We start from the raw sequence: 26,395 nt of genomic DNA on the forward strand, positions 1-26,395 counted from the left end.
CGATGTCACCCCCTCAGTCAGTCAAGCCGTAGAGGCGTGTGCGAAACGCCACCTTGTCCTTCAAATATGTGGTTTTCAGAACGTCCACAACATGCGATCGCCAGGCGTCGCTGAAGCCGTCATAATCCCTGTAGAAGCCCGGCTTGTTGAAGACGTAACGCGAGACGAAGTCCTGCGGCACGAAGTCCGAGATCAGCTGGTTGGTCAGCCAGGCGTCGGGATGGTCCGGCTTGGCGCGGATGACCAGGAAGCGCTGCTGCGGGAACACATCCTCGATCTTGAGATGGCCGAGCTGGGCGATCTCGCGCTTGGCCGCGTTGAGGAAGGGAAAATTGCCGTCCCTGGTGATCAGATCGGCATGGCCGTGGATCCAGGTCTGCAGCCAGACCTTGTCGACATCGGTCAGATTGCGGTCGGGCTCGGCGTCGCGGATCAGTGCGCGCACCACCATTTCGGCGCGATGCTCGAGATAGCCGGAGGTTTCGATCCATGAGGCGCGCGGCAGCTCGATGCGGCCGGTCGAGGCGAGGAACTTGAACACCTTGTCGGCATCGTGGATCGAAAGGTAACTCACCTGCCACGGCCGCGAGCGGCGGAAACCGGGCGCTGCCGGGTCGCTGATCACCGTCGTCACGTCGGGATCGACGAACACATAGAGCCCGCCGAAATGGCTGGTCCAATAGGCATTGTGACGGAAGATCACCTGGTCCGGCACCAGCGCATTCTCGCGGATGTCGCCGCAGATCTTCGCCAGCTCGACCATGTGGGCCAGCATGGCGTTGTCGCGCCAGGCATCCGGCTCCTGCTTCAGCCGGTCGACCAGCTTGCCGAGTTCGGCGGCCTTGCCGAGCACATCCTCGGCCGACAGCACCTTGAATTCCACCTGGTTGATCGACAGCAGGTCCTCGATGTCGTCGACCTTGGGGACCGAGTCCTCGATCTCGCCGTAGATGACGTCCTTGATCGTCAGCGCATCGATGGCGCGCTGGTTCTTCGACATGAATTCGTACATCAGCAGCGAGGTGTTGGAGAATGCCGTGTGCACCACCGGCAGGTCGATCTGCGAGGGCGTCAGGATGATGAAGCGGCGGTTGACCTCGTTCGGATCGAGGTAGTTGTAGTCGCCGCATTCCTCGGCGACCTGCGGTGAAAAGCCGGTGCGGTCGATCTCGAAGCTTTTCAGCTTGGTCGGCTTCAGCCCGAAGGCGACCATCGCCTTGTTGTAGCGCTGGATGAGATGCGGCTCGTCGATCGTCAGCAGCCGGCCGTAGATCAGCTCGTTGTCGCGCAGCAGATCGGGCTTCTTGGCGGGGCTCATGCTTTCTTCTTCCCGTTCGCGGGGAAAAGGTGCCCGAAGGGCGGATGAGGGGTGCGAGCGCCCCTTCTCCCCTTGTGGGAGAAGGTGGATTGGCGCGCAGCGCCAAGACGGTTGAGGGGTGCTGGACGGAGCGCCATCGGCGCCAAGCTGGAGCACCCCTCATCGGTCGCCTTCGGCGACACCTTCTCCCACAAGGGGAGAAGGGGGCGTCGGCGCATCTCACGCATTCCACAGCCCCTTCTTCTTCATCTCCTCAATCTCGCGGACGGCACGCTCCCGCAGCCGAGTATCGCGGATCATCTTGCTCACCGCGGCGTCGTCGGACTTGTCGGAATAGCGGAATTCGGAATCCGCATAGCGATTGATCTCCTGCATGACCATGTCCATCGAGAATGGCCCGCGCAGTTCCTCGATCATGGCTTTCTTGTCGTCGTAACCCTTGTGCATGAAGGCTTCCGGCTTTTCGAACCACTCGTCGGGCAATTCGATGTCCATGGCACGCATCTTGATCGCGTCGGTGACGTTCTTGATGGCGCGGCCGGTAAAGCGCGGCTCGGCATCCTTGATCATGTGCAGATAAGTGCCGATGTCGGCCATCGTCTTCGGTGCGCCGTTCTCCTTCATATAGCGCTCGTAGACCTTCATCAGCCCGTCTTCCTGCGGCTTTTCATGTTCCTCATAGGCCTCCATCACCGCGCGCTGGATTTCCTGGGCAGCGTAGAGCTTGTGATCGCCGAGCGGGATCTTGTGGTTCTTGCCGGCGAGCAGAACGAAGATGTCGATGTAGTCGTCGCGGCTCTGCGGGCCATCGACCAGCCAGCGCGCGCCGGCGCGCTGGCGCAATGCGTCGTCGACGTTCTCGGGATAGTTGGAAAACATGCCGAACGAGCAGTTGCCGCGCACCACGGTGCCGGCACCCCCGAACGCGTCCATCAGGACGCCGGTGATTTCCTGCTGGCCGGCCGAGGCGCGATCGTCGGAGCGGCGTGCGGCGACCTGGTCGATATCGTCGATAGTGCCGAAGCCGATGACGCGCGGGTTCAGCACATTGTTGATGAACTGACGGCAGTTCTGGCCGGACTTGCCCTGGTAGGAGGAGATCTGGTCGACGCCGAAATTCTCGTAGGCGAAGGGATAGCCGGCGACCTGGCAGTAGCCGTTGAGAAGGCCGGCGATCATCTGGATCAGCGTCGTCTTGCCGGTGCCGGGCGCGCCGTCACCGATGAAGGTGAACAGGAAGCCGCCGAGTTCGACGAATGGGTTCAGCTCGCGCTCGAAGTCGTAGGCCATCAGCATCTTGGCGAGCTTGACCGACTGGTACTTGGCGATGTGGTTGCCGACGACCTCTTCCGGCTTCTTGAAGGTCATGACCAACGGTTTTGCCCGCTTGCCCGGCGCGACGTCGAAACCATCGAGCGTGAAATCGTCGACGTCGATGCGGATATGCGCGTTCTCGAACGGGCCGATGCCGTCGAAGCGGCCTTTTCGCGCCAAAAGCCCATCGATGGCAATACGGGCAAAGGCGCGCGCCCGGGTCATCAGGTCGGCGTCGTCCTTCGCGCCTGATATCGCCCTGTCGAGGCCGGCCACGATCGATTTCACCGCATCCTGGGGCGTGTCGAACAGAAAGTCCGGCTCGGGCGTGTCGTTCGGCGCCTCGCCGTCGCTATCGATCAGCTGGAACAGATAGGAGGCGAAGCTGAAGGCGGAAATATAGGCCGAAGCCGACAGCAGCTTTTTGAATGTGGCGGCCTCGTCGCCTTCGAGCGGCGCGCGGGCGTTTTTCGCCTGCAGGCTTTCGAGGTCAGAGCCTTCGGCGAAGACATCGGATATTGCCAACGCAATGGCCAGCCCACGCCGGGCGCGAAACAGCAGCGTGTGCTGCGGGATGGTCAGCAGCTGGTCGTCGGGATGGACGGCAGCGACGGTTTTGGCGAGCTCGACCTCGCGCGTGCGGCGAACCGAGCCCACCGAAACGGTCGAGACGAAGCGGCGGTTGGTGCCGGCAAGCGCGGTACCGGATTCGCGCGATGGGTCCTCCAGCACGACGATGCGGGTGATGAAACTTTGCGCAGTGGCGCGGTGCTTTTCGATTGCCGCTTCCGGGATGGTGGTCAGACCGGTGTCCATGGAGGATACTCCGCGATTTGATGGTCAGACGTCGCTGATGACCTGCCCTTTGGACAGGATATGGACCTTGTAGCCCGAAAAGATCTTCTGCGCCTCGCCGGCGGCGTAAAGCGACTGATAGGCCTCATGCGGAATCAGCGCGTGGTTCTCGTAGCTCGACACGCCCTGGCGTGCGGCCTCGAGATCGTCGGTGTTGATGAAGAATTCCTGCGTCGTCTTCTCGCTCGAAAACAGCCCCTTGCGGCCGGGCTTCTCGGCCTTGGAAAAGACCTCCTGGATAGTCCAGGTCAGCAGCCAGGCGTTTTCCGGCTTGCGCACTTTGGCCAGCACTTCGTTCACCGTCGAATTGTTGTCGGTAATGCCGGCAGAATAGAACGGGCCGAGCACGACGCGGCGCAGCTGCTTGGGATGCAGCGTCTCGAAATCCTTGTCGAGGTTGACCGCGATCGTCGCCGGCGACAGCGTGTAGGCGGAATTCTTCTCGGTGAAATCGTCGAAACGGTGGGCGAGTTCGGGATTGAGCAAGCCGTCGACCGGCAGCGGAATGTCGACCCTCTCATTAAGCTTGCCGCTGCTATCGACCAGCTGCCGGATCATGTCGTCGGAGGAATCCTCGACCGTCGCCATGTAGACCAGCGGCAGGTTGGCGCTGCCGTCGAAGCAGGCCCAGTGGACCAGATAATAGGGCCGCAGCGTCTTCGGGTTGACCGAAACCTTGGCCGTCTGGGCGAGCGTGAACGGGCCGAAGGTGGTCCCGCTCTTGACGTCTTCGAGGTAAAGCCGCTCGGCCATCGACTTCTGCAACGCTTCGGGAAATTCCTTGTGGCGCAGAATGAAGTCGGCCATTTCCTCGCGCAGCTCGCTGGCCGAAGGGATGACGGCGAGACGGCTGTCGGCCTGGAGGCGGTCGTTTTCCAGTTCGAGCAGGTTCTGGAAAACCGGAAAACCGCTTTCGGCGCGCGAGATGCGGAACGTCTCGGTGAAACCCAGCCGGTTGCGCCAGCACGAGAACGACTTTTCGAGCCGCGCAATATATTCGGCGACGACCTTGGCGACGATGCCGTGCCGATAGAGCGGCGAGCGATCGTCGCGCATGAACACTTCGAGGCCGCCAAGTGCAGCCGCGATCGCCGAGAAATAGCGCGCCGCGGCTTCGTTTTCGGGGGTCATGCTGCCAGCCCTTGGGAGCAGTGCACGTGCAGCAATTACGACTGCACGTAATTTGCCGAATTGTGCTTCTTCATCACATCGTCGAAGCGGCGGGCGAAGGCGTCGTCGGCGAGCTTCTTGCGGCGCTGGATGTCGGCGGTGGCGACCATGTTCTTCTCGTGCATTTCAAGCAGATCGCCGATGTGCTTTTGCGAGGCGGCACCAATGCCGGCCATGGTCTCCTCGGCGGTGTTGTCGACCTGGCTGCCCAGCGTGTTGATCTTATGGGCGACATCCTGCTGGGCGGCGGTCTTCAGCGAATCTTCCAGGGCCTTGTACAGCACGATGCGCTGCTCGGTATCGATGGTCAGCTTGTTGATCAGCGTCGATTGCGCCGCGATCTGATTGTTGAGCGAATCGACGAAGGTCTGGAACATCGAGGTGTAGCGCTCCAGCGTCTGGCTCTCGGCCAGCAATTCCTGCTCCTTGGCCTGCTTTTCGTTGTATTCCGTGGCCAGTTTCGAGCGTTCGCCTTCAAGCTGCGTGCGCTCCTTCTGGCTGGTCGAGGCGGCGATCTTGTTCTCGATGTCGAGCAGCATCGGGTTGAGTTCCTCGATGCGCTTCTGCACGGTCTCGAGATTGGACATGGTTGTCTTGCGGCGCTCGATCACCTGCGACAGGCTGGCCTCGGAGGTCTTGTAGCGCGTGTCGAGAACCTGCTTCTGCGCCTTGAGGATGCCGACGATGGTGTCGGATTTCGCCAACAGCTCCTGCAAATTGCCGGCCAGCGACATGTTGCGGACGCGGTCGGTGCGCATGCGCTGTTTGCGCTGGCTGGAGAAGACGCCGACGAAATTCTCCCAGCCGGTGTAGTTCTTCATGCTCTCGAATTCGGCGCCGAAGACGTTGGTGGCGTCCTCCAGGCCGATGATCAGGTCGGCGATATTGCCTTCCATCACCTTCTGCTGCTTCAGCACGTCCTCGATGCGGGCATTCTCGATGTCGAAATTGGCGTCGCCGATCTTCTTGTCGGCGGTGGCGAGCGTGTCGAGCACGCTACCGGACTGCTCGATCTTGGTGCGCATGTCCTCTACGACCTGCTTGGTCTTGGCAATCTCGGCATCGAAATTCTGCAATGTCGCCATTGGGGCCTCCCGCTTCGGCATCGGTTTTCGTGTCGCAAACCGCCGTGACTATATGTGCCGGGTTTGGCGAATGAAAGACGGAAGACGGGCGACACCAGGAAACGAGGCAACTGGGGTCACGCTCAGGGCTTGGGATCGGCCTTGAGGTAGGCGATGACATTGGCGATGTCCTCGTCGCTGGTCAGGCCGGAGAAGGCCATTTTATTGCCGGGGACCTTCTGCCGCGGCGCGCGCAGGTATTCGGCAAGGTTTATTTCGTCCCAGACCAGGCCGGCGGCGCCGGCGTCCTTCATCCCCTGCGAGTAGCGGCTGAGATAACTGTCCGCGGTGCCGGCGGTGCGGCCGACGACACCCAGCAGATGCGGGCCGACCTTGTCGCGTTCGCTCGTTGCCTCGTGACAGGCCATGCATCTGTTGAAGACCTTCTTGCCGAGAGCGGCATCGCCGTCGGCATGCGCGGCAAGAGCGCCGACGAAGAGGGAAGCAGTTGCAGATGAGATGGCTCGAAACATGGGAACTCCCCGACGGCTCTGGCTGAGAGGTTTTGAAAATAGGAAGCAGGCCTTAACAAGCGCCGCACGATGACGCGATTGCCGAACGAATGTCGGCTGGGCGGTCGGATGGACGCAACGCGCTGGTCAGGTTTTGATGAAGCCGATGAAATCGTCGGGCATGGCGCGGCCCATTTCCTCTTCCCAATGGCGGCGGCAGAGTGAGACATAGACGTCCTTGCCGATCGCCACCTGTTCACCCTGTTTCGCCACCTTGCCGTCGGCCCCTAGGCGTACCACCATCGTCGCCTTGCGGCCGCAACGGCAGATTGTGCGCACCTCGCGCAGCTCGTCTGATATCGCCAGCAGGGCGCGCGAGCCGGAAAACAGCTTGCCCTGGAAATCGGTGCGCAGGCCATAGCACATGACCGGAATGTTCAGCCGGTCGGCGATGCGGGCGAGTTGCCAGACCTGATCCTCTTCGAGGAACTGCGCCTCGTCGACGAAGACGCAATGCACCGTGGCGTGGTCATGATGCTCGGCGACCCGGGCAAACAGATCGTCGCCGTCGCGGAACATCTCGGCCTCCGTCTCCAGGCCGATGCGCGACGAGATCAGCCCGGTATCGCCCTTGCGGTAGTGGCCGGCGATGAACAGCATCGTCGTCATGCCGCGCTCGCGGTAATTGTAAGAGGCCTGCAACAGCATCGTCGTCTTGCCGGCATTCATCGTCGCATAATGGAAGTACAGCTTGGCCATGCCGTCCTTTTAAGCCGAGTTGCAACAAAGCGGGGAGGGGGAGCGCCTACATTCCACCGGGAAAAGACGACTTCCATCCGTAAAGCGGCGGGCGTGTCGCCGATCGGCCAGTCTGCGCCGTTGTTCGTGATTGCCTTAGTGCTTGAAACCGCAGCAGAATGGTGTTTGGCTGACGGAACAAAGGTGGAGATAAAACCGCCACTTCGCTTCACCGAGAACTGAAATGGGAGAATTTCTATGTCGCGCATGAGTTCATTCGTCGCCGGCCTCGGCCTGGCGGCTTTTCTATCCACGACTGGGGCCTTCGCCGGTGATGCGGAAAGCTGCAAGACGGTGCGGCTGTCCGATGTCGGCTGGACCGACATCCAGGCGACTACCGGCGTCGCCTCGGTACTGCTCACGGCGCTCGGTTACGAGCCGCAGGTGATCCAGCTTTCGGTGCCGGTGACCTATGCGTCGCTGAAGAACAAAGACCTCGACGTGTTCCTTGGAAACTGGATGCCGTCGATGACCAACGACATCAAGGACTATACCGCCGAAGGCTCGGTCGAGACCGTCAGCGAAAATCTCAGCGGTGCCGGCTATGGCATCGTCGTTCCGACTTATGTCGCCGATGCCGGTGTCAAGACGCTGACCGACCTCGGCAAGTTCAAGGACAAGTTCGACGGCAAGATCTATGGTATTGAGGCCGGCAATGACGGCAACCGCATCATCCTCGATATGATCAAGGACCCGAAGACCAATCTCGAAGGCTTCGAATTGGTCGAGTCTTCCGAGGCCGGCATGCTCACCCAGGCCGAGCAGTCGATGAAGAACAATGAATGGATCGCCTTCCTCGGCTGGACGCCGCATCCGGTGATGGGCGCCATGAAGATCACCTATCTCGAGGGGATGGGAGATAGCGGCTTTGGTGCTGCCACCGTGCATACCAATGTACGCAAGGGCTACATGAGCGAATGCCCGAACGCCGGCAAGTTCATCGCCAATCTGAAGTTCAACCTGGACATGGAAGGCGAGATGATGGACGCGATCCTGAAGGGCGCCGACGCCAATACCGCCGCCAGCGACTGGCTGAAGAAACACCCTGACGCGATCACCCCCTGGATCGCCGGCGTCACCACCTTCGACGGCGGCGATGCGGCGGCTGCGGTGAAAACGGCGCTCGGAAGCTGACCCGACCATCTGGCATGACGAGACAAGGGGCAGCCACGGTAGAAATGGCTGCCCTTTTTCATATCCTGTGACAAGATGACCGTGCGGCGAAGGACGGCGCCGGCAGAAGAGGGGCTAGATGGATCCGATCTCCAAATTCCTGGTCAGTTACAAGATTCCCATCGGGGCATGGGGGAAGGCGTTTTTCGGCTTTCTCACCGACAATTTCGACACCATCTTCAGGGCTTTTTCCAACAGCCTCAACTTCCTGCTCGACGGCATCGTCGACGGGCTGCTGTTGCTGCCGCCGGTTCTGCTGATCGCGCTGATCGCTCTGCTCGCCTATTTCCTGCAGCGCTCGAAAGGCCTGGCTTTGGCGGTATTCATTGGATTGCTGTTCATCCTCAACCAGAACCTGTGGAAGCAGACGGTGGAGACGCTGGTGCTGGTGGTCGCCGCCGCCGCCGTGTCGATGGCCATCGGCGTGCCGCTCGGCATCTGGGCCGCGCACAAGCCGAAGGTGTATCGCGTCATGCTGCCGGTGCTCGACCTGATGCAGACGCTACCGACCTTCGTCTACCTGATCCCGGTGCTGACCCTGTTCGGCCTCGGCAATGCGCCCGGCCTCATCGTCACCATCATCTTCGTCATTCCGACCTCGGTTCGGCTCACCCATCTCGGCGTCACCTCGGTGCCGAAATCGATCGTCGAGGCGGGCGAGGCGTTCGGCGCCACCAAACGCCAGCTGCTGTGGAAGGTCGAGCTGCCTTCGGCGCTGCCGACCATCATGGCGGGGCTGACCCAGTCGATTATGCTGTCGCTGTCGATGGTGGTGTTCGCCGCCCTTATCGGCGCCGGCGGCCTCGGCACGGAGATCAACCGCGCGCTCGGTTCGCGCCGGATCGACCTAGGGCTTGAGGCAGGGCTGGCCATCGTCGTGCTTGCCATCGTGCTCGACCGAATGACGCGCATCGGCGTGGGAGGCAAGAAATGACCGTCGCCGTCGATTTCAGAAATGTCGACATCGTCTTCGGCGCCGACCAGGCAGGCTCGCTGGCGCTGATCGACAGCGGCGCCACCCGCGCCGAGATCCTCGAACAGACCGGCAACGTACTGGGCTGCGCCGGCGCCAGCCTCACCGTGAACGAGGGCGAGATCTCGGTGCTGATGGGGCTTTCCGGCTCCGGCAAATCGACGCTGCTCAGGGCCGTCAACCGGCTGAACGTCGTCTCGCGCGGCCAGGTGCTGGTCAAGGACGGCGACGGCACGGTCGACGTCGTCACCTGCGACGAGGCGACGCTTCGGCGGTTGCGGCAGAAACAGGTGGCGATGGTGTTTCAGCAGTTCGGCCTGCTGCCGTGGCGCACAGTGGAGGAAAATGTTGGCCTCGGCCTCGAGCTCGCCGGCGTGCCTGAAGCCGAGCGCAAGGAGCGGGTGAATAAGCAACTGAAGCTGGTTCATCTCGACCAGTGGTCGAAGAAATACGCGCATGAGCTTTCCGGCGGCATGCAGCAGCGCGTCGGCCTGGCGCGCGCCTTTGCCACCGAGGCGCCGATCCTGCTGATGGACGAGCCGTTCTCGGCACTCGACCCACTGATCCGGACCAAGCTGCAGGACGAGCTGCTGCAGCTTCAGGCCGAGCTGAAGAAGACCATCATCTTCGTCAGCCACGACCTCGAGGAGGCGCTGAAGATCGGCACCCACATCACCATCATGGAGGGCGGGCGCATCGTGCAGACCGGTGCGCCGGAAGACATCGTGCTGCGGCCCGCCAACGACTATGTCCGCGACTTCATCGCCAATGTGAACCCGCTCTCGGTGTTGACCGCGTGGAACGTCATGCGCGACCGCCGCGACCTCGAACATGGCGAGAACGGCTGGGTGTGGCTCGACCGGCGCAAGACGACGCGCTTCAAGATCGACGAGCATGGGCTCGTGGCGGCGGCCGAGCGCGACGGCAAGCCGGCGGTATGGGTGTCCTGCGCCGATGTCGAAGCCCAGCCGGAGGAGACGGCGCAGGTGTTCTGGGCCAATCCCGGCACCTCGCTGAAGACCGTGATGCTGGCCATGCATCGCTCGCAGACCGCACCGGTGGCGCTGTTCGACGACCAGTCGCGCTTCGTCGGCGCCATCGGCGTCAGGGATGTGCTGAGCGCGGTGCTGCGAAGATAATTTTTCTCCTTGGTGAGAACCGAGACCAAACGCCGCGCGAAGGAACGCCGGCTTAGCCCGATACCGCAAGCTAAACCGCCAGCGGCAATCTCAGTTCCGTCAACAGGCCGCCATCGGGGTGATTGGACAGGATGACCTCGCCGCCGGCGCCGCGGGCGATGTTGCGGGCGATGGTCAGGCCGAGGCCGAGGCCGCCGGTCTGACGGTTGCGCGACTGTTCCAGGCGCACGAACGAGCCGAACACGGCGTCGAGCTCGGCTTGCGGTATGCCCGGCCCTTCGTCATGGATCGCCAGCGTGATTGTCTTGCCTGATTGACGCAGGCTGAGATGCGCCCTCTTGCCATAGGTCACCGCGTTCTGGACGAGGTTGGTGACGCAGCGCCGGAGCGCGACCGGCCGCGCCATGCAGATCAGGCCGCGCGAGCGCCCGTCTTCATTCTCGAAGGAGACCTCGTCGAAGCCGTCGGCGATCGATTCTACCAGCGACCAGAAATCGATCCTCTCGCTCTTCTCCTCGGTCACCTCGAAAGTGGCGAAGTCGATGACCGAGCTGGCAATGCCTTCGATGTCGGCGAGGTCGTGCGCCAGTGCGGCGCGCACGGACGAATTCCTCAGCAGTTCGAGGCGCAGCCGCATCCTGGTCAGCGGCGTGCGCAGGTCGTGCGCCAGTGCGGCCGCAAGATGCTCTCGGTCCTCGACGTAGGCGCGCAGCCTCGCCTGCATGGCATTGACCGCCTTTGCCGCGGTACGCACCTCGCGGCTGCCGCTCTCGGCGATCGGCGGGCTCTTCAGGTCCTCGCCGATCCGCTTCACCGCGGTCTCCATCATCCTGTAGGGCGCCGTCAGCCGGCGCAGCGACCAGATCGAGGAAGCCACCACCAGCCCGGCGATTAAGGCATAGAGCGGCAGGCTATCGAAGCTCAGTATCGGCCCGGCCGGCGTGTTCGGTTCGGTGAAGTTCAGCCACTGGCCGTCGGCAAAGCGAAGCGAAGCCGTCAGCTTGTCGCTCTGGGCGAAATCGGCCGCCAGCACCAGCAGGTCGCGCTCGACCTGGCCGATATCGGGACCGGCGACCGTCCCACCGGGAGCGTCCGCTTCGTGCGTTGCCAGGTCGCGGCGGACCCGTGCATCGGTGATCCCGAACTTCGACAGCCGGCCGACCAATATGTCTTCCAGTTCGGCCAGCTCGTCGTCGCCCGCTATCGACGAGGTGACGGCGGGCGTGTCGGAGACGGTGAGCGCATAGGTGGCATTGAACAGCCCGGAGGCCGTCGCCTTGCGCTGTTCTGGGGTGGCATCATGCATCAGCTGCACCAGCGAGAAGGCGCGGTCGTTCAGCCGATAGAGATCGACGACGTCATTGGCGGCCGCACGGTCGCGCGAAACGATGTAAAGGGTCGCGATCTGGCTGATCAGCAGGCCGGCGATGACGATGAGCAGCACCCAGACCGGCAGCGTTTGCGGCAGGATGCGTCTCATTCGGAGGTCGTCTCAGGCAGGAACTGGTAGCCGCCGCTGCGCACGGTCAGGATCAGCTTCGGCGTTTTCGGGTCGTCCTCCATCTTGCGCCGCAGCCGGCTGACCAGAATGTCGACGCTGCGGTCGAAGCTGTAGCCGCTGTCGCCGCCGGACAGCTCGATCAGCTGCTCGCGGCTCAGTACGCGCTGCGCGCTCTTGACGAAGGTCTGCAGGAGATTGAATTCGGCCATCGTCAGCTCGATCCTGACGTCGCCGGGCGCCATTAGCCGGCGGCGCGAACAGTCCATCGTCCAGCCGGCGAAATGGTAGATCTGCCGCGAGGCGGCGCGTCGCGGCTCGGCGGCGCCATTGCGTCTCAAGACGGCACGAATGCGTGCGAGCAGCTCGCGCGGATCGAAGGGTTTCGGCACGTAGTCGTCCGCGCCCATCTCCAGCCCAACCACGCGGTCGGTTGTCTCGGTAACCGCGGTCAGCATGATGATCGGCGTCGAATAATTGGCGCGCAAGTCGCGGCAGAGCTCCAGCCCGCTCTTGCCGGGCAGCATGACGTCCAGGACGATCAGGTCGACCTGGGCGCGGCGCAGGACGGTCTCCATCTCGGTGCCGTCGGCGGCGACCGATGTATGCAGCCCTCGCTTCTGGAAGAATTCCTGAAGCAGGTCACGAATGCCCTTGTCGTCGTCGACGATCAGTATGTGGGGGTCGGATTTCACAGGAAACCTGTCATTTGTGGATCGCCCAAGCGGTGCTTCGGCCGTCAGCCAGACGATAGAATTCAGGCCATAAGTTGGCCAGTGAAGATCGGCGGCCCGATCCGGGCTGCCCAGAAACAATCCAGAAACAAAATTCTACAATCCGGAAAAACTGCCGAAAAAAATCAAGGTCATAAGTGGTGCCGTGGCGGTCAGGTCATCGGCTGCGACACGCGTTACGGGATTACGGATAGACCAATGCAAAGGTTCTCGATCAGTCTGATGGGTGCGTTGCTTTCCATTTCGCTCGTCACGGCTGCGGTTGAACAAGCCGATGCAAAACTGGCCGATGCAAAGGTGGCCAATGCAAAGGCGGCCGATGCAAAGGTGGCGACCACCCGCAGCGAGCGTTGCATCGATCTGAACCGCCAGTTTGACGAAGCCCTCGAAACCCATGCCGCGGCAACGCAGGTCACCGCGGCGAAAGCACTTCAAAGAAAGGGAAACCGGTTCTGCGCCAACAAGAAACAGGCACAGGGAATCCGGATGCTCGCGAACGCCTTGAAGCTGCTTGGAGTGACACCGATCGATCCCGTTCAGTGACACTCAATCCGATCTGCACAAAAAGGAAGTGAAGCCATGAAAAAGTCTCTCCTCTCCGCCCTCGGTCTCGCCATCGCGCTGGCCGTCTCGATGCCGGTTCTCGGCGCCAGCAGCGCCAATGCCGCGACCACCACCCCGGCTGCGACGACAACGACGACCGCTGCGCCGGCCAAGGCCGTGAAGAAGGTCGCTGCCAAGAAGACCGTCAAGAAGCACAAGAAGCACGCGGTCAAGGCAGCTCCGAAGGCCTGATCAAGCGACATCTTTCTACCCTATGAGAAGACCGCTCCAGTTGCGATTTGCCTGGAGCGGTCGTCTTTTTTTAGCGTGCAGACAATAGGGGGCAGTCCCGGCCCACACCCCCGTTGAACGCCAGACGGCAGTTCCCACATAGGCACGGATTTTTGAGCTGCGTCCGCCGGGAAGCCGCTCGCGCGCGGTTGAATGGACGACCGCTTTTGCCCATGTCAAAATGACCGCAAAGCCGTCGTACTCAATTGCCGGTCCAATGCCTGAAATCGCGACAAAACCCCGTACCAGCACGAAGCCGAAAGTCGAACGGCCGAAGCTCTACAAGGTTATCCTGGTCAATGACGATTTCACGCCGCGCGAGTTCGTCGTGACTGTGCTGAAGGCCGAGTTCAAGCTCAGCGAAGACCAGGCGCATAGGATAATGATCACTGCGCACCGGCGCGGCGTCTGCGTCGTCGCCGTCTTCACCAGGGATGTCGCCGAGACCAAGGCAGCGCGGGCGACCGATGCCGGCAAGGCCAAGGGCTACCCGCTGATGTTCACGACGGAGCCGGAGGAGTAGGGCTCCTTTTCCCTTCTCCCCTTGCGGGAGAAGGTGGGCGAGCGAAGCTCGGTCGGATGAGGGGTGTTCCAGGGAACGCCGACGCCTCATTTCTTCCGGCACCCCTCATCCGTCTTGGCGCTTCGCGCCAATCCACCTTCTCCCACAAGGGGAGAAGGAAGGACGGTGCCGCTACCGCCCTTCGCGGTACCACATAGAGCCCATCGCCAGAAGAAGCAGGCCGAGTCCGAGGAAGCCACCGAACAGCGGCACGCGCGAGACGGCCTTGAGCACGCTGTCGTCGGTAGTGCGCAGGCCGATCCAGTCATTGCCGGAGGCCGCGCCGGACGAACGGACCGGGACGATTGATGGCAGCGTGACCGTGCTGGTGAGATTGCCAAGTGGCGAGGCCGGAGCCAGCCGGCGAACGCTGCCGCCGGTTGCCTCAGCCGGTGGTTTCAGCCGGTTCTCGGTGGAGACGACATCGGTGAATTCCGGGGCGTTGACCGGCCCGACATGGGCCAATGCCGTCAGGTCGCCATTGCCGACCTGGTAGAGACCGATTTCGCTGGTCTCGACGCTGCCGAGGAAGACACCTGGTTCGGATTTCTCGAGCCTGACGATCAGTGCCTTGCCGGATGGCGTGATGACTTGCGCCGGGCCGGGGTCGTCGCTCATCGTCTGGCGGCGGATTTCCAGCACCATGCCGCGGCCGTCGGCGGTCAGCCGCTCTTCCTCGAGTTCGGGCTCCTTCATCAGCCAGTGGGCGATGCGCCGGTAGAGCTGGACGTGGGGCCCACCGCCCTCGAAGCCGCGCGCCCACAGCCAGCCCTGGTCGGACAGAAGCATGCCGACGCGGCCTTCGCCCTTGCGATCGAGCAGCAGCAGCGGCCGGTTGTCGGCGCCCTTCATCACCACCTCGCCCTCGGGGTTCTCGACCCCGATGGTGCGGAACCAGCGGCTCCAGTGCGGCGGCTCGGTCGCGGAGCCGTCGAGCCCACGCGTTACCGGATGACGCTGGCCGGTATCGGTGAGGCGCGGATAGAAGGCCTTGTCGATGACCTCGCCGGTCGGCATTGCCGGCAGCGCCGACATCAGCGGCGTGCGGGCGATCGAGCTTTCGCCGGCATATTCGGGGCCTGCCGCGATCAGCAGCGCGCCGCCCTTTTCGACATATTCGGAGATATAGTCGTAATAGAGGATCGGCAGTACGTCGCGGTGCTGATAGCGGTCGAAGATGATCAGGTCGAAATCCTTGATCTTCTCGACGAACAGCTCGCGCGTCGGGAAGGCGATCAGCGACAATTCGTTGATCGGCGTGCCGTCCTGCTTTTCCGGCGGGCGCAGGATGGTGAAGTGCACGAGGTCCACCGAAGCGTCGGATTTCAGCAAATTGCGCCAGGTGCGCTCGCCCGCATGCGGTTCACCGGAAACGAGCAGTACCCGCAGATTTTCGCGAATACCGTCGATCAGCGCGATGGCGCGGTTGTTGGTGTCGGTGAGTTCGCCCGGCTCGTGGTTGATGGCGAGTTCGACAATGTTGCGCCCGGCGCTGGGAATAGTCACCTGCAGCGGCATCGCCTGGCCGATGTTGGCGTGCTCGACCGATACCTGCTCGCCATTGACCGATACGCGGACATCGACCGGGCCGGTGTCGTTGTTGGTGGCGATGACTCGATAGGTCATGTCGAGCGGCTTGCCGACGAGGCCGAAGCGCGGCGCATTCTCGAAGCGAATGCGACGGTCCTTTTCATGCTCGTTGCCGGTAATCAGCGCATGCAGCGGGGCATTGAAGTCGGGTGTGCCGGACGGTGCGTCATGCACCTCGCCATCGGTGATCATGATGGCGCCGCCGATGCGCGATGGCGGCACGTCGCGGAAAGCATTTTCGAGCGAGGAAAACAACCGCGTCTCGGTGCGCTCGTCGGCGGCTTCGGACTTGCCGGCTTCGACGACACGGACGTCGAACTGCTTGAAGCGGCCGAGACGTTGCTGAAGCCCGGCTAACGCCGCGTCGGTCTGCTTGGTGCGGTCGCCGATATCCTGGCTCTGGCTGCGGTCGACGACGACGGCGACGATGCTTTTCAGCGGCTCGCGCTCTTCGTCGAGGAACACCGGATTGAGCAGCGCCGCAGCCAGGGCAATCAGGGCTGCCAGGCGGAAAATCGCACCGCGCTGGCGAAACCAAAGGCCGGCCAGCGCCAGCAGCAGCAGCGGCACCAGGACCACTGCGAGCAGCGGCCAGGTGATGAGCGGTTCGAAGGAGAGCGACCAGTTCATGGTCTACTGTCCCAGCCGTTCGAGCAGCACCGGGACGTGCACCTGATCGGATTTGTAGTTGCCGGTCAGCATGTACATCATGATGTTGACGCCGGCGCGCAGCGCATAGATGCGCTGCATCGGATCCGAAGGCACCGTCGGCAATAGCGGGTCGCCATTCTCGTCGACCGCCCAGGCGCCGGCGAAATCATTGGCGGTGATCATGATTGGCGAAACGCCGTCGCCGGTGCGCACCGGGCGGTTCTCGGTGTTGCTGGCTTCGAGCGATGCCTCGACCCAAAGCGGGCTGCCGGCAAAACGGCCAGGAAACTCCGGAAGAATGTAGAAGGATTTGGTCAGCACGTGGTCCGACGGCACCGGTTCCAGCGGTGGCACGTTGAGGTTGCCGAGGATGTCGCGCAGCCGCTCCGTAGCCGGGCTGGTCCAATCCGCACCAATGCCATTGGCGAACTGGTCGCGGGTGTCGAACAAGACCGTTCCGCCCTGCTGCATATAGGCGTCGATGCGCGCGATGGCGGCCTCGCTCGGCATCGGGGCCGAGGGATCGATCGGCCAGTAGATCAGCGGGTAGAAGGACAGTTCGTCCTTCGAGATGTCGACGCCGGCGGGTGCTCCGGGTTCGAGCGCGGTTTTTTCGATAAGAAAGCGGGTCAGCCCTTCGAGCCCGGCGCGGCTGATCGAATCGACACCCGGCTCGCCGGTCAGCACGTAGGCGATCCGGGTCTTTGAAATGTCCCCGATCGCCTCCGTATCTCCCGGTTTGGCGTCGTCGGCACGCGCGACGTCCGCTTGGCCAATCAAGGCGCCGAGCGCCATCAGCAGGACGGCTGCCGTCGCCGCAGCGCCGGCACGGCGCGGCCGGCGCGACAACAGGCCGCCCATCCAGAATACGGCAAGCGTGTCGAGCACCATCAGCACCAGGGCGGCCGTGACAAGCGGACCTTTGAGGTTGCGCTGCTCGTCGAAGGCATACTGGATGGTGGTGACCGGCACCGTGATTTCAGGCCGGGCCAGCGGCGTGAATGCGCTGTCGCCACCGAGCAGATTGTGAGCGAACACTCCCGTTTCCGAGCCGTAGAGGCCGGGCGGGTTTTCCAGCGTCACCGGCAGCGGGCCGGCGCCGGGCACTAGGGGCCTGGCATCCGGCGTCGGCGGCACCAGCGTGCCGTCGGCGGCGATCATGCGATAGGGTGCCAGCGACGTGGCGGCTGCCTCGGCATTGGCGACTGCCGAGCCCTGGTTGCGCGACAATTGCACGATGCGCCGCAGCATCTCGACGAAGCTGCCGGAGATCGGGAGGTTGGACCACGTCGCCTCGGGGGTGACGTGGAACAGTACGAGGGTGCCCTTGTCCTTCTTCATCCCGGTCACCAGCGGCGTACCGTCGGCAAGCGTGGCCCAGGTGCGCTCGACAATGTCGGGCGTCGGCTCGGCCAGCACCTGCCTGGTAACGGTGACCTCGGTTGGCGGCGCGAGGTCGGCGAAGGGACCGGTTTTCGGGAATTCGGTGACCGGCTGCGGCGCCGTCCATGACAGCGCGCCGCCAAGCGATCGCTCGCCGGTGCGCAGCCGGACCGGCAGCAGATCGTCGTCATTGCCGGCAGCGGCCAGCCGCGAACCGGCAAAACGCACCAGTGTGCCGCCCTTGTCGACCCAGTCGACCAGCCTCTGCCGCGCCTGTTCCGGAATGGTGCCGACATCCGCCATGACGATCATCGCCGGTTTCTGGTCGAGCAGTTGCGGAATGGCGTCGGCGAGATCGACGCTCGACGGCTCGACGAGATCGGCGAAGGGCTGCAGGGCGCGGCGGATGTAGTAGAGCGGCGACAGCAGCGGTTGCGCCTGATCGGCCTCGGACTGCGACAGCAACCCGACGCGGCGGCGTTTTGAGCTCTCATCGAGCACGCGGACGGCACCGGCCTGGCGCTCGCCATCGAGCGCGATATAGGCGAAGTCGTTGCGCAGTTCGAACGGCACCGCCATCGTGCCGGTCGCGGTGGTTCCGCCCGGGGCAAAGGTAAGCATCGCGTCGGCAATGCGGCGGCCCTTGTCGTCGAACGCGCCGGCCGTCACCTGTGCAGGTGCCGGGTCGCCCGGTGCGCGGATGGCGGTCAAGGCGAAGCCGTCGACCTGGTTGTCGGCGCCGGTCAGGCCAGTCAGCGACAGCCGGTCGGAGACGGCCCAGACAATACGTGCCGCGTTCTTTGACAACAACGTGTTGAAGGCGGTTTCGTCGCCTTGCGCCGCCAAGCCATCGGCGAGCACTGCGACGCTGGCGCCCGGCAGCGACTCCAGGGCTGACGCGACGCGGGCGTAGACGGCGGGGCGGTCGGTCGGGATCGGCCGCGGCTTTGCCGCGCGCAGCCGGTCGAGCGCGGCAGCGGCATCGAAGGGACCGATCTCGGCATTCGGCTTCTCGGCGGTGAAAGCGATGAGCACCGGCACGCCATTCGAATTGGCATCGGCGATCAGCCGCTCGGCGGTAGCGACCCGCTTGCCCCAGTCGGCGGCACTTGCCCAGTCATTGTCGATCACCAGCGCCAGGGCGGCGCCCTCGGCGGGCAGCTTTTCGCGCGGGTTGAAGACAGGTTCGGCAAGTGCCGCCACGACAAGCGCGGCCATCAGCAGCCTGAGCAGCGTCAGCCACCAAGGGCTCTGCTGCGGCGTTTCTTCGCGCCTCAACACGCGGGCGAGAATCCTGAGCGGCGGAAACACCTCGGTTTGCGGCCTGGGCGGGGTCAGCCGCAGAAGCCACCAGATCACCGGCAGCGCCAGCAGGCCCCACAGCACCATCGGCGCCCCGAAGGAGAGCGGCAGCCAACTCATGCGCGGGCCCTCCCGGCAAAGCTGCCCTCGGCGGTCATCGCCATATGGATGCGCACCAGCGCCTCGGAGGCAAGGCGATCGGTATGGTTGACGGTAAAGCTCCAGCCAAGCCGTTCGCACCAGGCGGCCAGTTCCTGGCGGCGGGCGGCATAAAGCAGGCGATATTCCTCGCCCAGCATTTCGGCGCGGCCGGCGGTCAGCTTGTCGCCGGTCTCAGGATCGGTGAATTCGGTGCGCCCGGCATAGGGGAAGCTTTCCTCGGCCGGATCGGCGACCTCGATCAGATGTGCGCGCACGCCGTGGCGGGCGAGCACGTCCAGCCAGGCCATGGTGTCCTCGACCGGGTCGAGGAAATCGCTGACGAGGACGATGTCGCAGAAGCGGCGAATGCCGGACAGGTCGGGCTTTGCCGGCAGGTCGCCGGCGTGCATCAGTTGCGCCGCGATGCGCTCGGCGCCATTGCGGGCGGTGAACGGGTCGGTCAGGCCGGGCCAGGCAATGCGCTCGCCGCTGCGCGACAAAAGCTCGGCCATGGCCAGCGTCAGCACAAGGGCGCGCGATTCCTTGGAAACGCCGGCTCCGGTCGATTTGTAGAGCATGGAAGGCGAGGGGTCGGCCCACAGCCACACCGTGTGGGCGGCCTCCCATTCACGGTCGCGGACATAGGTGTGGTCGTCGCGGGCGGAACGGCGCCAGTCAATGCGCGAGGAATCGCCTTCGACATAGGGCCGGAACTGCCAGAAATTCTCGCCGATGCCGCGCTTGCGGCGGCCGTGCCAGCCGGCAATTACCGTGTTGACGATGCGGCGCGCCTCGACCAGCAGGTCCGGCACCAACGAAGCCCGCAACCGGCCTCTGGCGAGCGCATCGCGCGTCGCTGCCGGTGCCTGCGCTTCACCGATGCGCGCCATCAAATCCCTTTCGCGAGCTTCGCCACGACGTCGCGAACCGTGGTGCCCTCGGCGCGGGCGGCGAAGGTCAGCGCCATGCGGTGCTGCAGCACCGGCTCGGCCAGTGCGCGGACGTCGTCGACCGACGGCGCCAGCCGGCCGTCATAGAGGGCGCGGGCGCGGGTGCACAGCGTCAGCGCCTGACTGGCGCGCGGGCCTGGGCCCCAGGCGACGTGCTTGTCGGTATCGGCGTTGCCCTGGCCGGGACGCGCAGAGCGCACCAGCTTGAGGATCGCCTCGACGACGCTTTCCGGCACCGGCATGCGGCGGATGAGCGTCTGGATGTCCTTCAGCCGCGCCGGCTGCAGCACGTTTTCAGCCTTGGCATCCTCGATACCGGTGGTTTCCAGCAGGATGCGGCGCTCCGCCTCGATCTCGGGGTAGAGGATGTCGACCTGCATCAGGAAGCGGTCGAGCTGTGCCTCGGGCAGCGGATAGGTGCCTTCCTGCTCCAGCGGGTTCTGCGTCGCCAGAACATGGAACGGTGACGGCAAGTCGTGGCGCACGCCGGCAATGGTGACGTGGTATTCCTGCATCGACTGCAGCAGCGCCGACTGGGTACGCGGCGAGGCGCGGTTGATCTCGTCGGCCATCAGCAGTTGCGCGAAGATCGGCCCGGAAATGAAGCGGAACGAACGCTTGCCGAATTCATCCTGCTCCATCACCTCTGAGCCGAGAATGTCGGACGGCATCAGGTCGGGCGTGAACTGGATACGGCGCGAATCGAGGCCGAGCACGATGCCCAGCGTTTCGACCAGCTTGGTCTTGGCTAGGCCGGGCACGCCGACCAGCAGTGCATGGCCGCCGGCCAGCAATGCGACGAGCGTGCGCTCGACGACGCTTTCCTGGCCGAAGATGACCCGGCCGACGCCGTTGCGAACCCTCGAAATGTCGGCCAGCGCTTTCTCGGCCTGCGCCACCATGTCCTTTTCGCTGATCGGGCTTTCCTTGATCATCACGCTCATGCAGCATCGATCCTTCTGGTTGGAAATACCGCTTGGCACAGTGGGTGCCGCAGAATGCCGCGATTCGGCCTCGCAGGGCGCCTGTCTTTGAATTTAAATCACAGACTTAGGCTGACAAGCGGAACAACAGTGACTATTTCGTGACCATGACGGAAGCCGCAGACAATCGTGAAGAGAGCCTGACGGCCGCGACCGAGGCGCGCGGGCTGCAAGCGCTGGTCTCGCGCGCGACGCGCGCCGGCAAGGGGCCGGCGCCGGTGGAACGCTGGAATCCGGCGTTTTGCGGCGATCTCGACATGGAAATCAAGCAGGACGGCACCTGGTTCTATCTGGGAACGCCGATCGGCCGGATGCCGCTGGTGCAGCTTTTTTCCTCGGTGCTGCGTAAGGACGAGGACGGCAGGACCTACCTGGTGACGCCGGTGGAAAAGGTTGGCATCCGCGTCGCCGACGCGCCCTTCATTGCCGTCGAGATGGACGTGTCTGGCGCGGGCGACGGACAAATCATCACCTTTCGCACCAATGTCGGCGACGTGGTCGAGGCTGGGGCGGGACACCCGCTGCGCTTCGTCGATGAGGACGAGACAGGTGGCCTGAAGCCCTATGTGCTGGTGCGCGGGCGGCTGGAGGCGCTGGTGGCACGGCCGGTGATGTACGAGCTGGTCGAGCACGGCGAAGAGATCGACATCGGTGGCAAGACGATGTTTGCCGTCCGTTCCAAAGGCGAGGTCTATCCAATCATGCCGGCTGAGAAACTGAAACGGCTGAGCGCATGATGGACCGCCTATGATGGATCAGGTGACGCCGTTGGCGTTTTCCGCTGCCGAGTTTCGCCAGCGCGTCGCGGCGCAGCCGCTGGCGCATGCCGGCGACGATTTTGGCGACCACCGCTTCAATCCGGGCCATCCCAGACTGAAGCTGGCCAACGCGCTGCGCGACGCCGCCGTTCTGATCCCGGTGGTCGATCATGGCCATGAAGCCACGGTCCTTTTGACCAGGCGGGCGGAAAAGCTGCGCAACCATTCGGGGCAGGTTGCTTTCCCCGGTGGCACCGTCGATCCAACCGATGCGAGCCCGGAAGCGGCGGCGTTGCGCGAGACATTCGAGGAGATCGGTCTCGATAGGGATTACATCGAGATCATCGGCCGTCTGCCGGACTACGTTTCCGGCAGCGGCTATCGCATCGCCCCGGTGCTCGGGATTGTGCGGCCCGGTTTCAGCCTGACGCTGAATTCCGACGAAGTCGATGCTGTCTTCGAGGTGCCGCTGGGTTTTCTGATGGACCCCGCCAACCACACCAGAGACAGTCGCATGTGGAACGACCTCGAATGGTTCTTTTACGAGATGCCCTATGGCGGCCAGCGCATCTGGGGCGTCACTGCGGGCATCATCCGAACGCTCTATGAAAGGCTCTATTCGTGAGCAATCCTGTGTCGATTGCCGGCAAGGCCGGCTGGCTCGGCGAAAGCCACTTGCAGCGCCTGCTCGCCGCGCTCACCCACGGCGGCGAGGAGGCGCGTGTCGCCGGCGGTGCGGTGCGCAACGCGCTCATCGGCCAGCCGGTCGCCGACATCGACATCGCCACCACGACGGTGCCCGAGGAAACCATCCGGCGTGCCGAGGCGGCGGGCTTCAAGACGGTGCCGACCGGCATCGAGCATGGCACCGTCACCGCGGTCGCCCAGGGCAAGGCCTATGAGGTCACCACGCTGCGTGCCGATATCGAAACGGACGGCCGGCGCGCCAAAGTGTCGTTCGGCCGCGACTGGAAAGCCGACGCTGAGCGGCGCGATTTCACCATCAATGCACTCTATGCCGAAGCCGATGGAACGGTCGTCGATCTGGTCGGCGGTATCGCCGATATCGAGGCGCGGCGGCTGCGCTTCATCGGCGATCCGGAAGCGCGTATCCGCGAGGATTATCTGCGCATCCTGCGTTTCTTCCGTTTCTTCGCCTGGTATGGCGACGGCAGGCCGGATGCCGAAGGGTTAAAGGCTTGCGCCCGGCTGAAGCAGGGGCTCGACCAGCTCTCGGTCGAGCGCGTCTGGTGGGAATTGAAGAAATTGCTGTCGGCGCCGGATCCGTCGCGGGCGCTGCTGTGGATGCGCCAAGCCGGCGTTCTGACCGCCGTTTTGCCGGAAAGCGAGAAATGGGGCATCGATGCCATTCACGGGCTGATCAAGGCCGAGAAGGACCTGGCCTGGGCGCCGGACCCGCTGCTCAGGCTGGAAGCCGTCGTGCCGCCGGATGCCGCGCGCATGAAAACGCTTGCCGAGAGATTGAGGCTTTCCGTGAGCGAGGCAAGCCGCCTGCGGAATTGGGCGATCACGGCTGCCGTCGATCCGAAAACGACCGAAGGAGAGTTGGCGAAAAGGCTTTATTTTGGCGACCGCCAAGGCTTTGTCGATCGGTTGCGGCTGTTGCTTGCTTCCGCTCGAGCCCGCGCGGTCGAAGACAATGACGCACTACTCGAAGCCGGTGGCTTCTCGCGCCTGCTTGCCTTCGCCGAAAAATGGCAAAACCCTGTTTTTCCGCTCAAGGGCGCCGATCTGACGACACTTGGCGCGTCACCGGGGCCAAAGCTTGGTGCAACGTTGAAGAACCTTGAAAAGGAATGGGTCGAGTCCGGTTTTGCGCTCGATCGCGGCGCGCTGCTCAAGCGCGCCGCAGAGGCACTCGAATCCTGACCGTCACGCTGCGTCGCGGACCTTTTCGATGCGCGAGCGGATCGCCTCGATCATCGTCTCGCGAATCACCGTCTCGCCATGCGTCTCGCGCAGATGCTCGACGGCACGGCGCATGACCTCAGCCTCCTCCTCCGCGCGTGTGTGCCACTCGCAGCCGGGTACGAGCGACCCGCAATGGAATTCCTTCATCGGCTTCTCCTCATCTCCTCCTTGGAGCACCGCGCACTGACACGGAAGCTCCACACCTTTGATTGCGCGATCCGGAAACCGCGTCCGGTATCCGGGCTACACGCTGGCCAGGTTAGCATAACACGATCGAATGGTTTTGGTTGCCTTAGAGTGCCGTGCGTCCAAGCCGACACGCGGTGATCGGATTGCGAAAAGGCGGAGCATCGCTGCTCCGCCCTCTTACGCTACCTAGGAGTAAGACCTCGTCTTGCTCCAGCGGGCAGGACATCACTTCACGATCTTGACTGCCTCGGCAATTTTATCCTTGCCGCTCATATCCCACGTGACGCGGACCTTTTCGCCGACCTTCAGGCCAGGATCCTTGAAGGTCTGGGGCAACGTAAAGGTGGCTCCGTTATCCAGAACCAGGCTCATCGCCGTTCCATCAAAGCTTTTGATCGTGCCGGTGGTGTGCTTGACCGCAGCGAATGCGGCAGTACCAGAGGCGAGAACGGCAGCGGCGGCTGCGGTCATAATAAGCTTGCGCATGGCATGCTCTCCTGGAAAATGCGGGCACTGCTTGGGAAAGGTGCCCCATTCAATCATGGGCCGTCCGGTCACGTCGGGTCGCGGCTCTCGGGAGTAAAGAACCGCCGGCGTTTCCCGGCCCGACGCGACAAATAGCCCAATCTTTACAATGGTATATTAGACGAAAAAGATATTTTTTGGCGCGCCTTGCGCCACATTCGCTGTCAAATTCCGGGGATTTGGACCCGATTGCGGCTCACGTCGTGCTCACCGAGATTTTACGGCCATTTCGCTTCTGGCGGCAGGCTGGACAGGATCGAGGCGACATTGCCGCCGGTCTTCAGCCCAAAGATGGTGCCGCGATCGTGAAGCAAGTTGAATTCGACATAACGGCCGCGGCGGATGAGCTGCTCGTCACGGTCGCCATCGGTCCAGTTGTCATTGAAGTTGGCGCGCACCAGATGCCCGTAGACGACGAGAAAAGATCGCCCGACGTCCTGGACGAAGTTGAAATCGGCGTCCCAGCCGCCTTTGTCCTCATCCGAATGCAGCCAGTCGAAGAAGATACCGCCGGTACCGCGCGGCTCGTTGCGGTGCGGCAGATAGAAGTACTCGTCGCACCAGGCTTTGAATTTCACGTGGTCGGCGATCGCCGCGTTCTTCTCGCAGGCAAATTGCATAGCCCTGTGGAAGGCGACCGTGTCGGGGTCGTCCTGGCTGCGGCGGCGGTCGAGCACCGGTGTCAGGTCGGCGCCGCCGCCGAACCACTGGCGTGAGGTGACGACCATGCGCGTGTTCATATGCACGGCCGGCACGTTGGGGTTCCACGGATGGGCGATCAGCGAAATGCCGCTCGCCCAGAAGGACGGGTCCTCTTCGGCGCCCGGCATCTGCTTCCTGAATTCGGGGGAGAACTCGCCATGAACGGTCGAGGTGTGGACGCCGACCTTCTCGAAGACGCGGCCATGCATCATCGACATGATGCCGCCGCCGCCCTTGCCGGCATCGCGTTGCCACGGCGTCTTTTCGAAGCGACCGGGCGACCAGCTGGCCTGCGGCCCCCGCAGGTCCTGCTCGATCTGCTCGAAGCTGGCGCAGATACGCTCGCGCAACGTCTCGAACCACAGCCGTGCCTTCGTCTTCTTCTGTTCGATGTCGGCTGGCAGCCCCGCCGGTATCTCGGGTCGTTGCAAATCCTGTCTCCGGTTGCGGGGCGTACCCCGACAAATGACTCGTCTTTTCCGGCCGCGATCCCTAATCTCTTAGGTGCAAGGGTCAAGTGTGAATGGAGTTCTTTCGTGCGCACCCCGGCAAGACCGCCGCTGGATGGCCTGAAGAAGAGGCTCGACCGTTCACGCGCCGAGAACGCGCGCATGCCGCGCGACGGCTTCCTGCGCGAGACCTTCGTGCTGCCGCGCTCCGACGCTCGTCTCAAGGCGAAGGAATGGTTCGAGCGCTTTCCCAAGCAGGCCTATTGGACCGAGATCGAGAGCTGGTTCGAGCGGCCGGGCGACGTCATCGAATTCACGATCAGGCGGCTGCCGGCGGCGGATTAACGCTCGATCAGCAAGCGTCTCGCGCCCGGCCCTCGGATGCTCAGCCGGTCGCCCTTATTCCGCAGCGGACATTTGTCGATCGACATGCAGCCGCAGCCGATACAGTCGGTCAACCCGTCGCGCAGCTTCTTGAGCTGACTAATCTTCTGGTCGAGCTCGTCGCGCCAAGCCGTCGAAAGCAGGTTCCAATCCTCGCGGGTCGGCGTTCGTCCTTCGGGCAGCGATCGAAGGGCTGTGCCGATCTCGGCCAGCGAAATGCCGACCTCCTGCGCTACCTTGATGATCGCCACACGTCGCAGCACGTCGCGGCCGTAACGCCGTTGGTTGCCTGATGTGCGGTGGCTGCGGATCAGCCCGCGCGCTTCATAGAAATGCAGCGCCGACACCGCCACGCCACTGCGCGTCGCCACCTGGCCGACCGTCAATTCCGTTGCCGCAGCCATCTCCGATTTTCCGCTTGACCTCAAGTTAAGTTGAGCTTGTAGCGAAGAAGCCTCGAAGATGCAAACGGCAGGAGATGGCGATGGGCGTCTGGATGAGAATGACCGGAG

The 26,395-nt window shown here is 63.3% G+C and carries 26 protein-coding genes; 10 read left to right on the plus strand and 16 right to left on the minus strand.

Annotated features, from left to right (window positions below):
* Window positions 1-13: 13 nt before the first annotated feature.
* The 6 genes from NKH17_RS13670 to NKH17_RS13695 all read right to left on the minus strand — a co-directional run bounded on the left by NKH17_RS13670 (window position 14) and on the right by NKH17_RS13695 (window position 6,992).
* Window positions 14-1,318 (minus strand): DUF6638 family protein, encoded by a 1,305-nt coding sequence (locus tag NKH17_RS13670; protein ID WP_352896078.1) that lies wholly within the window; start codon window positions 1,316-1,318, stop codon window positions 14-16.
* 219 nt (window positions 1,319-1,537) lie between these two features.
* Window positions 1,538-3,448: an AAA family ATPase gene (locus NKH17_RS13675; protein WP_352896080.1), complete on the minus strand. Its 1,911-nt coding sequence runs from the start codon at window positions 3,446-3,448 to the stop codon at window positions 1,538-1,540.
* A gap of 24 nt (window positions 3,449-3,472) precedes the next feature.
* The gene (locus tag NKH17_RS13680) at window positions 3,473-4,618 is read right to left on the minus strand and encodes a hypothetical protein (protein ID WP_352509802.1); all 1,146 of its coding nucleotides are present in this window, start codon (window positions 4,616-4,618) and stop codon (window positions 3,473-3,475) included.
* A 35-nt stretch (window positions 4,619-4,653) separates the two neighbouring features.
* Window positions 4,654-5,742, minus strand: coding sequence for a hypothetical protein (locus tag NKH17_RS13685; RefSeq protein ID WP_352478015.1), 1,089 nt, complete (start codon window positions 5,740-5,742; stop codon window positions 4,654-4,656).
* 122 nt (window positions 5,743-5,864) lie between these two features.
* Window positions 5,865-6,254: a c-type cytochrome gene (locus NKH17_RS13690; protein ID WP_352896085.1), complete on the minus strand. Its 390-nt coding sequence runs from the start codon at window positions 6,252-6,254 to the stop codon at window positions 5,865-5,867.
* 126 nt (window positions 6,255-6,380) lie between these two features.
* Window positions 6,381-6,992, minus strand: coding sequence for a thymidine kinase (locus NKH17_RS13695; RefSeq protein WP_254819156.1), 612 nt, complete (start codon window positions 6,990-6,992; stop codon window positions 6,381-6,383).
* A gap of 237 nt (window positions 6,993-7,229) precedes the next feature.
* On the opposite strand from NKH17_RS13695, the gene NKH17_RS13700 reads away from it, so the two are divergent.
* The 3 genes from NKH17_RS13700 to choV all read left to right on the plus strand — a co-directional run bounded on the left by NKH17_RS13700 (window position 7,230) and on the right by choV (window position 10,316).
* Complete coding sequence (locus NKH17_RS13700; protein WP_352478010.1) at window positions 7,230-8,165, plus strand: choline ABC transporter substrate-binding protein; 936 nt, start codon at window positions 7,230-7,232, stop codon at window positions 8,163-8,165.
* A 118-nt stretch (window positions 8,166-8,283) separates the two neighbouring features.
* Complete coding sequence (gene choW / locus NKH17_RS13705; RefSeq protein WP_254819158.1) at window positions 8,284-9,138, plus strand: choline ABC transporter permease subunit; 855 nt, start codon at window positions 8,284-8,286, stop codon at window positions 9,136-9,138.
* A complete protein-coding gene (gene choV / locus NKH17_RS13710; RefSeq protein WP_254819159.1) occupies window positions 9,135-10,316 on the plus strand; it encodes a choline ABC transporter ATP-binding protein in 1,182 nt (393 codons plus the stop codon). Before choW ends, choV begins: the two co-directional genes overlap by 4 nt.
* Window positions 10,317-10,386: 70 nt before the next feature.
* On the opposite strand, the gene NKH17_RS13715 is transcribed toward choV, so the two are convergent.
* On the minus strand, window positions 10,387-11,796 hold the full coding sequence (locus NKH17_RS13715; RefSeq protein ID WP_352646621.1) for an ATP-binding protein: 1,410 nt from the start codon (window positions 11,794-11,796) through the stop codon (window positions 10,387-10,389).
* Entirely contained in the window at window positions 11,793-12,509 is a 717-nt protein-coding gene (locus tag NKH17_RS13720) for a response regulator (RefSeq protein WP_352646619.1), read from the minus strand. Before NKH17_RS13720 ends, NKH17_RS13715 begins: the two co-directional genes overlap by 4 nt.
* A gap of 237 nt (window positions 12,510-12,746) precedes the next feature.
* Here NKH17_RS13720 and NKH17_RS13725 point away from each other — a divergent pair, with 237 nt between their 5' ends.
* The 3 genes from NKH17_RS13725 to clpS all read left to right on the plus strand — a co-directional run bounded on the left by NKH17_RS13725 (window position 12,747) and on the right by clpS (window position 13,905).
* Window positions 12,747-13,091, plus strand: a complete 345-nt coding sequence (locus NKH17_RS13725) for a hypothetical protein (protein ID WP_292665026.1) — start codon at window positions 12,747-12,749, stop codon at window positions 13,089-13,091.
* A 36-nt stretch (window positions 13,092-13,127) separates the two neighbouring features.
* Window positions 13,128-13,343 carry a hypothetical protein gene (locus NKH17_RS13730; protein WP_352450529.1) on the plus strand — a complete coding sequence of 72 codons (216 nt, stop codon included), beginning with the start codon at window positions 13,128-13,130 and terminating at the stop codon, window positions 13,341-13,343.
* A gap of 256 nt (window positions 13,344-13,599) precedes the next feature.
* Window positions 13,600-13,905 (plus strand): ATP-dependent Clp protease adapter ClpS, encoded by a 306-nt coding sequence (clpS, locus tag NKH17_RS13735; protein ID WP_352805820.1) that lies wholly within the window; start codon window positions 13,600-13,602, stop codon window positions 13,903-13,905.
* Window positions 13,906-14,076: 171 nt separating this feature from the next.
* On the opposite strand, the gene NKH17_RS13740 is transcribed toward clpS, so the two are convergent.
* The 4 genes from NKH17_RS13740 to NKH17_RS13755 are packed head-to-tail and all read right to left on the minus strand — an operon-like array spanning window position 14,077 to window position 20,905.
* Window positions 14,077-16,164, minus strand: a complete 2,088-nt coding sequence (locus NKH17_RS13740) for a hypothetical protein (RefSeq protein ID WP_352805817.1) — start codon at window positions 16,162-16,164, stop codon at window positions 14,077-14,079.
* Window positions 16,165-16,167: 3 nt separating this feature from the next.
* Window positions 16,168-18,990 carry a DUF4159 domain-containing protein gene (locus NKH17_RS13745; protein ID WP_352896092.1) on the minus strand — a complete coding sequence of 941 codons (2,823 nt, stop codon included), beginning with the start codon at window positions 18,988-18,990 and terminating at the stop codon, window positions 16,168-16,170.
* Entirely contained in the window at window positions 18,987-19,901 is a 915-nt protein-coding gene (locus NKH17_RS13750; RefSeq protein ID WP_352896095.1) for a DUF58 domain-containing protein, read from the minus strand. Before NKH17_RS13750 ends, NKH17_RS13745 begins: the two co-directional genes overlap by 4 nt.
* Window positions 19,901-20,905 (minus strand): AAA family ATPase, encoded by a 1,005-nt coding sequence (locus tag NKH17_RS13755; protein ID WP_254819166.1) that lies wholly within the window; start codon window positions 20,903-20,905, stop codon window positions 19,901-19,903. Before NKH17_RS13755 ends, NKH17_RS13750 begins: the two co-directional genes overlap by 1 nt.
* Window positions 20,906-21,051: 146 nt before the next feature.
* Here NKH17_RS13755 and NKH17_RS13760 point away from each other — a divergent pair, with 146 nt between their 5' ends.
* Genes NKH17_RS13760 through NKH17_RS13770 form a run of 3 tightly spaced genes read left to right on the plus strand, consistent with a single transcriptional unit; the run spans window position 21,052 to window position 23,592 of the window.
* A complete protein-coding gene (locus tag NKH17_RS13760; protein ID WP_352477995.1) occupies window positions 21,052-21,681 on the plus strand; it encodes a DUF1285 domain-containing protein in 630 nt (209 codons plus the stop codon).
* 13 nt (window positions 21,682-21,694) lie between these two features.
* The gene (locus NKH17_RS13765) at window positions 21,695-22,327 is read left to right on the plus strand and encodes a CoA pyrophosphatase (protein ID WP_352478099.1); all 633 of its coding nucleotides are present in this window, start codon (window positions 21,695-21,697) and stop codon (window positions 22,325-22,327) included.
* Entirely contained in the window at window positions 22,324-23,592 is a 1,269-nt protein-coding gene (locus NKH17_RS13770; RefSeq protein WP_352477993.1) for a CCA tRNA nucleotidyltransferase, read from the plus strand. Before NKH17_RS13765 ends, NKH17_RS13770 begins: the two co-directional genes overlap by 4 nt.
* A gap of 3 nt (window positions 23,593-23,595) precedes the next feature.
* On the opposite strand, the gene NKH17_RS13775 is transcribed toward NKH17_RS13770, so the two are convergent.
* The 3 genes from NKH17_RS13775 to hemF all read right to left on the minus strand — a co-directional run bounded on the left by NKH17_RS13775 (window position 23,596) and on the right by hemF (window position 25,481).
* The gene (locus NKH17_RS13775; protein ID WP_023679490.1) at window positions 23,596-23,781 is read right to left on the minus strand and encodes a DUF1059 domain-containing protein; all 186 of its coding nucleotides are present in this window, start codon (window positions 23,779-23,781) and stop codon (window positions 23,596-23,598) included.
* Between the two features lie 267 nt (window positions 23,782-24,048).
* Window positions 24,049-24,309, minus strand: coding sequence for a DUF1344 domain-containing protein (locus tag NKH17_RS13780; RefSeq protein WP_023679489.1), 261 nt, complete (start codon window positions 24,307-24,309; stop codon window positions 24,049-24,051).
* A 257-nt stretch (window positions 24,310-24,566) separates the two neighbouring features.
* Complete coding sequence (gene hemF / locus NKH17_RS13785; protein WP_352477992.1) at window positions 24,567-25,481, minus strand: oxygen-dependent coproporphyrinogen oxidase; 915 nt, start codon at window positions 25,479-25,481, stop codon at window positions 24,567-24,569.
* A 105-nt stretch (window positions 25,482-25,586) separates the two neighbouring features.
* Between hemF and NKH17_RS13790 the strand changes: the two genes are divergently transcribed.
* Complete coding sequence (locus tag NKH17_RS13790; RefSeq protein WP_023679487.1) at window positions 25,587-25,844, plus strand: hypothetical protein; 258 nt, start codon at window positions 25,587-25,589, stop codon at window positions 25,842-25,844.
* On the opposite strand, the gene soxR is transcribed toward NKH17_RS13790, so the two are convergent.
* A complete protein-coding gene (gene soxR, locus NKH17_RS13795) occupies window positions 25,841-26,287 on the minus strand; it encodes a redox-sensitive transcriptional activator SoxR (protein WP_352477990.1) in 447 nt (148 codons plus the stop codon). The two genes, NKH17_RS13790 and soxR, sit on opposite strands and share 4 nt — an antisense overlap.
* Between the last annotated feature and the right edge of the window lie 108 nt (window positions 26,288-26,395).

Source organism: Mesorhizobium sp. M1334 (assembly GCF_040317995.1).
Taxonomy (GTDB): domain Bacteria; phylum Pseudomonadota; class Alphaproteobacteria; order Rhizobiales; family Rhizobiaceae; genus Mesorhizobium.